At 58.3% G+C, this 6728-nt stretch carries 7 protein-coding genes; 2 read left to right on the plus strand and 5 right to left on the minus strand.

What is annotated here, in order from left to right:
* Positions 1-117: 117 nt before the first annotated feature.
* Complete coding sequence (locus J5M66_RS26305) at positions 118-423, minus strand: PepSY domain-containing protein (RefSeq protein ID WP_030142484.1); 306 nt, start codon at positions 421-423, stop codon at positions 118-120.
* Positions 424-579: 156 nt separating this feature from the next.
* Positions 580-1707, minus strand: coding sequence for a glycerophosphodiester phosphodiesterase (locus J5M66_RS26310; protein WP_123443658.1), 1128 nt, complete (start codon positions 1705-1707; stop codon positions 580-582).
* Positions 1708-1927: 220 nt separating this feature from the next.
* Here J5M66_RS26310 and J5M66_RS26315 point away from each other — a divergent pair, with 220 nt between their 5' ends.
* Positions 1928-2254: a DUF2025 family protein gene (locus J5M66_RS26315; protein WP_207807929.1), complete on the plus strand. Its 327-nt coding sequence runs from the start codon at positions 1928-1930 to the stop codon at positions 2252-2254.
* A gap of 155 nt (positions 2255-2409) precedes the next feature.
* On the opposite strand, the gene J5M66_RS26320 is transcribed toward J5M66_RS26315, so the two are convergent.
* From J5M66_RS26320 to J5M66_RS26330, 3 genes are all read right to left on the minus strand, one after another.
* A complete protein-coding gene (locus J5M66_RS26320) occupies positions 2410-3123 on the minus strand; it encodes a CTP synthase (RefSeq protein ID WP_207807930.1) in 714 nt (237 codons plus the stop codon).
* A gap of 99 nt (positions 3124-3222) precedes the next feature.
* Entirely contained in the window at positions 3223-4542 is a 1320-nt protein-coding gene (locus J5M66_RS26325) for a PAS domain-containing methyl-accepting chemotaxis protein (protein ID WP_076563890.1), read from the minus strand.
* A 232-nt stretch (positions 4543-4774) separates the two neighbouring features.
* Entirely contained in the window at positions 4775-5383 is a 609-nt protein-coding gene (locus J5M66_RS26330; protein ID WP_207807931.1) for a TetR/AcrR family transcriptional regulator, read from the minus strand.
* Positions 5384-5594: 211 nt separating this feature from the next.
* Here J5M66_RS26330 and J5M66_RS26335 point away from each other — a divergent pair, with 211 nt between their 5' ends.
* Positions 5595-6650, plus strand: coding sequence for an MBL fold metallo-hydrolase (locus J5M66_RS26335; RefSeq protein WP_207807932.1), 1056 nt, complete (start codon positions 5595-5597; stop codon positions 6648-6650).
* The last annotated feature ends 78 nt before the right edge of the window (positions 6651-6728 follow it).

The raw sequence follows: 6728 nt of genomic DNA on the forward strand, positions 1-6728 counted from the left end.
GGAGAGGGCTGGGGTGAGGGGGAATCGATTTCCCAGTCACCCCAAACCTCACGCCAAACGGCAGCCACAAAAAAGCCGCACGATCGTTAAATCGTGCGGCTCTTTAACAGCGGTCTATCAAGTGTCTTGCTTGTTGCTCAGCACTTTGCCGGTGGTGGCATCAAAGTCCACGTCGAACTCTTTGCCGTCAGCAGTCTTAAGTTCGACTTCATACTCGTAACCATTGAAGTGGTTATCCAGGTCGGTGTCGGTAATCGTTGCGCCCGGGTGCAGTTTCAGTGCTTCGGCGTTCATCGATTCCAGCGACTTGATCTTGCCGTCCTTGACCAGTTGCGGGATCTGGTCGATGCGAACATCAGCCTGAGCCAGGCCAGCGGTGAGGGTCAGGGCAGCGGCGGTAAACAGGGCAGTCAAAGTTTTCATCGGTTCATTCCTTGGCAGTGCGTTGAAGTGGTTGATCTGTGTAAGTGGGTTCAGATTAACCAGCGCAACTTAACTCACCCTTAAATCTCTGCTTCGCGATAAAACTGCTCTTTGTCGGAGCGAGCCTGCTCGCGAAGCAGGCGACTCGATAACAACTTAGAAACCGTTCTTCTTCAGAACCTCATCAACACTGCCAACAGCCGGACGCTTGTAAAACTTCAACAGTTCACTGGCGCGGTTGGTAAAGATGCCGTCGACACCCGCTGCCATGACTTTCTCGTAGTCCACCGCCTCGTCGACCGTATAAACATGCACCAGCATGCCTTGGTCGTGGGTGTACTTATTCATCCACGGTTGCACCAGGTCGGAGTAACTCTGATCACCACCCTGAGTCAGCTTCGCCGAAGGGCCGGTGCCGATCGCGCCCTGAGCCTTGGCGTAGTCGACCCATTGCTTGAATTCCGCTTCTGACTTGGGTTCCTGCTTGCCGTAGAAAACGTTTTTGTCTTTCTCGCCGGACGCGGCAAACGTCACCGCAGATTTAGGCTCGATGCTGCCTTCGCCGACCCACAACAGCAGGATCTTCGGCACTTGCGGCATTTCCTTTTCCAGCAATTGCAGGCTGTTCTTTTCGAAGGTCTGCAGGATCACCTTGCCTTTGCCCTGACCGACGCCGAGCGCACTTTTCGCCAGCTTCGAACCGGCCGGACTGAGCCAGCCGCGATCCTGCAGTTTTTCCTTGAGGTCATGTTCGATGCCGGGAAACAGCTGCGGCTCTTTGGTTTCGATGTACAGGCCCGGCTTGTGCTGCGGGTTGGCGCGGGCGATGTCGATGATTTCATCGAGGGTAAGAATCTTCAGCCCGGCGTAGGAGGGGCGTGCGCGGTCAGGATATTTGCTGTTGAACCAGCTGCCGGCATCAAGGGTTTTCAGTTCGGCCATGGTGAACGCGGTGGCCGGGCTGTCCTTGCGCTCGGGGAATTTGCTGGCGACGTCGGTGGTGCGTTGCAGGTTGTCGTCGTGCAGGGCGAAGAGCACGCCGTCCTTGCTGCGCTGCAAATCCATTTCCAGGTAATCGGCGCCGAGGTCACGGGCCAGTTTGTAGGCCGCAGCGGTGGATTCCGGGGCATCGAACGACGCGCCACGGTGGGCGATCACCGCCGGATGCGGAATGCCATGGGCAGCAGCGATTGCCTTGGGCTCCGGGTGGCTGGCGGCATGCGCCTGACCGAGGCCGAACAACAGACTCAGCACCAGAGCGCTTCGGGTAAAAGTGGCAGGCATGGTCGAGTTCCTTTCGCAGGTTTTTTTCGAGACGTACCTTTTAACAACTGAAGCGCCGCAGGGCTATCGCCAGACCGACATAAACCGAGCAAAACGGAAATTTCCTGCACTTTTGTGGCGCTGTTTGCAGTACGCTTGCCCTCGGCAGACGCCCCGGCAGAGGGCGCGCCGCTACATTGCCCTGCGTGTAAACCATCGATCATCTTTCGTGAGGTTTACCATGCGCATCACCTCCCAACTCATCTGCCAGGCCGCCGACGATCTCAAAGGCTTCGTCGGCCTCAACCGCAAGACCGGCCAGTACATCGTGCGCTTCAGCGAAGATTCATTCGGCATGGACGTGGCCGACGACGGCATCATCCCGGCCAGTGAATTCGTCTGGGCGACGGCGTCGGACACCGCCATGACGCTCAAGCGCGAATTGATTCAGTTGCTGCTCGATCAACACATCGACGACCGCATCAACCTCACCGAACCGTTACGGGTTTACATGAGCAAGGTTGAAGTGCCGGAGATTGTTGCGGTGCGGAGTCTGGTGCGTGGTTGAGGTGGATCGGTGACTTAATGGCCATTTGCTGGCAAGCCAGCTCCCACAGTTTATGCATTGTATTGAAGAGCACGCTGTACCTGTGGGAGCGGGCTTGCCCGCGAAGAGGCCGGTTGAGCCATCGCTAGGTTCAAGGTTCAGCTACACACCTGCATTCAACCCGGCACAGTGGAGTTCACACAAGCCTCCACAAATGCCCGTACCAGCGGCGGAGTTTTGTTCTTGAGGGCGGCGCGTTCCGGCTGGAACAGCGTGGCGACGAAAAACGGATGTTTTTTCAATTCGATAGCGCGCAGATCCCCCGCTGAATCACGGCCTACCGCTTGTAGCTGATCGCTCATCAAATGCTGTTCGAACTGCGGATTCACGCCGTAGCGGCAGCGATAGCCTTCTTCAATTTCAGACTTTTCGTACGCCTTGGCGATCAACGAGCCGGGCTGGAGGTGAATGACGTCGATGGCTTCAACCAGCGAGCAGCTCAGCGGCGTGAGCACAGCGCATTCGGATTCTGGCGAGGTTTCCCCGTGCTCGGCGTCGGCCCAGCCCAGCACATTGCGCGAATATTCCAGAACTGCGTGCTGAAAACCGCCACAGGTGCCGAGGAAAGGTCGCCCTTGCTCGCGGGCAAAGCGGATCGCGCGTAGCGCACCGTCTTCACTTTTATAGGGGCTGGCGGGTACACACCAGAACCCATCGAATTGAGTCAGCGCAGTGTCGGTGCCGATCTCTTCAGTGGCCAGCCACTCGAACTGCACGGTGCGTTGCAGGTGTTCGGCGACCAGGCCGAGTGCAACCGGAATCGCTTGGTGGGCGGTGACTTGGGGGTCGTAATCGCCAACCAGAGCGATTCGGACGGCGCGATTTTCCATGGGATTTCCCTGCGCTTGCTGATGGATGGCAGTCACTATAGATCGCGTGATTGCCATCCCTCTATCCCGAGTTTGACCTGGTGACTGAGACTACCGCTATTACCCCGACACCCGCTCATTGGCAAACATGCTCACCGCATCCACCGCCTCACTGGCGCCATCGCGAATCTGCAGAATCACCGTGCCGGCCTGATTGGCCAGTTCCACGCCTTCTGCGGCGCGGTCGCGGGTGCCTTGCATGCTCTTGATCGCCTGCCGTGTTTCGCTCTGGATCAGACTGATCATGGTGGAAATCTCCGCGGTGGAACCGCTGGTGCGCGCCGCCAGTTGCCGTACTTCATCGGCCACCACGGCAAAGCCGCGGCCCTGTTCACCGGCGCGCGCGGCTTCGATGGCGGCGTTGAGGGCGAGCAGGTTGGTCTGATCGGCGATCGCGCGGATGGTGTTGACGATGGCGGTGATCTGCTCGGAGCGGTCGCCCAGTTGTGCGATCAGCGTTGAGGACTGGCTGATGTCTTCGGCGATTTCGCGCATTTCGCTGGCAGCCTGTTGAATCACCTGCGTACCTTGCTCGGCGACTTTTCGAGTTGCTACCGAGATGTGGTAAGCGGTGCTGGCACTGCGTGCGTCCTGCTCGTGTTGCTCGACACGGGCGGTAACGTCAGACGCGAACTTCACGACTTTGTACAAACGCCCCGAAGCGTCGTAGACCGGGTTGTAGTTGGCCTCCAGCCAGACGATCTGACCGCGTTTATCCACGCGCTCGAACTGCCCGTGGAAGAACTCGCCCTGATTCAGGCGCCGCCAGAAATCCTGATAGGCGCCGCTGTTGACCAGCGCCGGGGTGCAGAACAAGCGGTGATGCTGGCCCTTGAGCTCTGCGAGGCTGTAACCCATGCGCGTGAGAAAATTCTGGTTGGCGGTAAGAATATTGCCGTCGAGATCGAACTCGATCACCGCCATCGCGCGATCAATCGCCTGCAGTTTGGCGTTGGCCTCGTTCTCCTGCTGCACCTTGGCGGTGACATCCATCGCGTACTTGACCACTTTGATCACCCGTCCCGACGCATCCTTGATCGGGTTGTAACTGGCCTCGAGCCAGATCGGCTGGCCTTTGCTGTCGACCCGTTCAAAGGTGCCGGACTGGAACTGACCGTTTTTCAGGCGTGACCACAGCTCGGTGTATTGGGCACTGCGCCCGAACTCTGGTGTGCAGAAATGCCGGTGCGGCTGGCCGATCGCCTGGGCAGCCGTGTAACCCATGGTCTTGAGGAAATTGTCATTGGCACGCAACACCACGCCATCAAGATCGAACTCGATCACCGCCATCGAACGGTTGATCGCTTCGAGCATTGCAGCCTGGTCAAAAACGGTGTGTTGCAGTTCAGCGAGGGCGGCTTTCTGGCGATTGAAGAACATGCTTGCGATACTCGGGAAGTGGGGAAAATCAAAAGGATTCAGTCCCTATTCCTGCGCCGGCAGACCGAAATGCACGGACGGCATTCGGTGGTGACTGCTCAATGCCAGCGTTCCGTTACTGGCAGATGGCTACTTATACAAAACTTAATAAAGTTGTACAAGGAAGGAATTTTTCACGAGTTTGTATAACTTTTTGCGAAATTAGTTGTACGCGGCTCGCCGCGCCAGTGATTCACCGCTGATACAGTGCCAGGAACATCTCCAGCGCCGACTCGGCAACTGCATTCTGCGCGTCTGGATCAAGGGCCGCGCGACCCAGCGAGATCTGCGGCCAGAACGCGAATGCCTTGAGCAAACCTTGTACTTGATGCGCGGCAAATTCTGGATCCACCGGTTTGAGCCGTCCGTCGGCTTGCGCCGCGCGTATCCAGACAGTCAGGCCTTCCTCGCGCTCGCCCATGCGCTCGATCATGTTCTGCGCACGTTCGGGGGAATGAATGGTTGCGGCAATCGCCACCCGGGCGAGGGTGAGAAAATTCTCGTCAGCCATCATCTGCACTTTTTGTTGCAGCATCAAGCGCAGCTGCTCATGCAGCGGTCGCTCGCGGTCGTAGCTCACCGATGGCTCGGCAATGATCCGCGCCCACAACTGATTAAGGATCTCGGCGAACAGCTCTTCCTTGCTCGGGAAGTGGTTGTACACCGTCCGCTTCGACACCTCCGCCGTGGCGGCGATCTTGTCCATGCTGGTGATTTCGAACCCGTGGGCACGGAATTCGGCGATCGCCGCCTGGATGATGGCTTCGCGTTTGCGGTCGGTGAGGCGTTGTGGAGCGGTCATGAGCGGACTTCGGCAGAGAAGGGGGGAAATTACACTCGGCAGTTTACTTGGCGCCGGCTTTGATGCAACCTAGAAACTACACCGCTCAGTGTAATGTTGCGTTAATCCTCGCACCTTACAAACCAGAGCGTTTGGCCTTTGCGTGCAGCTTGGCCATTTTCATTTCCCGTGGAATACCGTGCAGCACACGGTTTTTCGGAGTCGTTCAGTCATGGCCAATCCAGTCTCTCTCCCGGATAACACTCCCACGCCTGAAGCCTCGCGCCAGGATCAAGGGCTGTTTCGCAATCATGCGCCGGTGCAGCGCGAAGGGGTACGCAAAATGCTGCGGATCATGTGGAACATGATTTTCCACAAACCGCGCGACACCCGTCCGAGGGCCGCCATTCCTGTGCAGCCGCTGACCCGTGAAGATCTGCTCGCAGCGCCCAATCACAGCGTTTACCGCTTGGGGCACTCGACGCTGCTGCTGAAGATGCGCGACAAATTCTGGATCACCGACCCGGTCTTCGCCGAGCGCGCCTCGCCAGTGCAATGGGCTGGCCCGAAACGCTTCCACCAACCACCGATCAGCATTGACGAGCTGCCACCGATCGAAGCGGTGATCCTCTCGCACAACCATTACGACCATCTCGACTACGAAGCGGTACTCAAACTCGCCGCCAAAACCACGTACTTCCTGACTCCACTCGGCGTGGGCGACACCCTGATCAAATGGGGCATCGACGCCAGCAAGGTGCGCCAGTACGACTGGTGGCAGGGCACCGAAATCGCAGGCATCCGCTTCGTCGCCACCCCATCGCAGCACTTCTCCGGCCGTGGCCTGTTCGACGGCAACAGCACGCTGTGGGCGTCGTGGGTGATGATCGACGCCGACACACGAATCTTTTTCAGCGGCGACAGCGGTTACTTCGACGGCTTCAAACGCATCGGCGAACAATACGGCCCGTTCGACCTGACCCTGATGGAAACCGGCGCCTACAACGTCGAATGGCCCCACGTGCACATGCAACCGGAAGAAACCCTGCAAGCCCACATCGACCTCAAGGGCCGCTGGCTCTTCCCGATCCACAACGGCACCTTCGACCTGGCCATGCACGCCTGGCACGAACCTTTTGACCGCATCCTTGCGCTTGCATGGGAACGCAGTATTGCGATTACCACACCGCGGATGGGGGAGGCGTTCAGCCTTGCGCATCCACAACGGGGGAGTGCGTGGTGGATGGCGGTTGAAGAGGAGAGTGATGCGGTGGTACAGAACGCATGAATCCGTTCAGTTGGTGAGGGGCGTCCCCCTCGCCAGCTTAATCAGCCATCGCAAAATCCCCACGCCCCACCGATTCCC

The organism is Pseudomonas sp. 67(2021) (genome assembly GCF_017491835.1).
Classification (GTDB): domain Bacteria; phylum Pseudomonadota; class Gammaproteobacteria; order Pseudomonadales; family Pseudomonadaceae; genus Aquipseudomonas; species Aquipseudomonas atacamensis.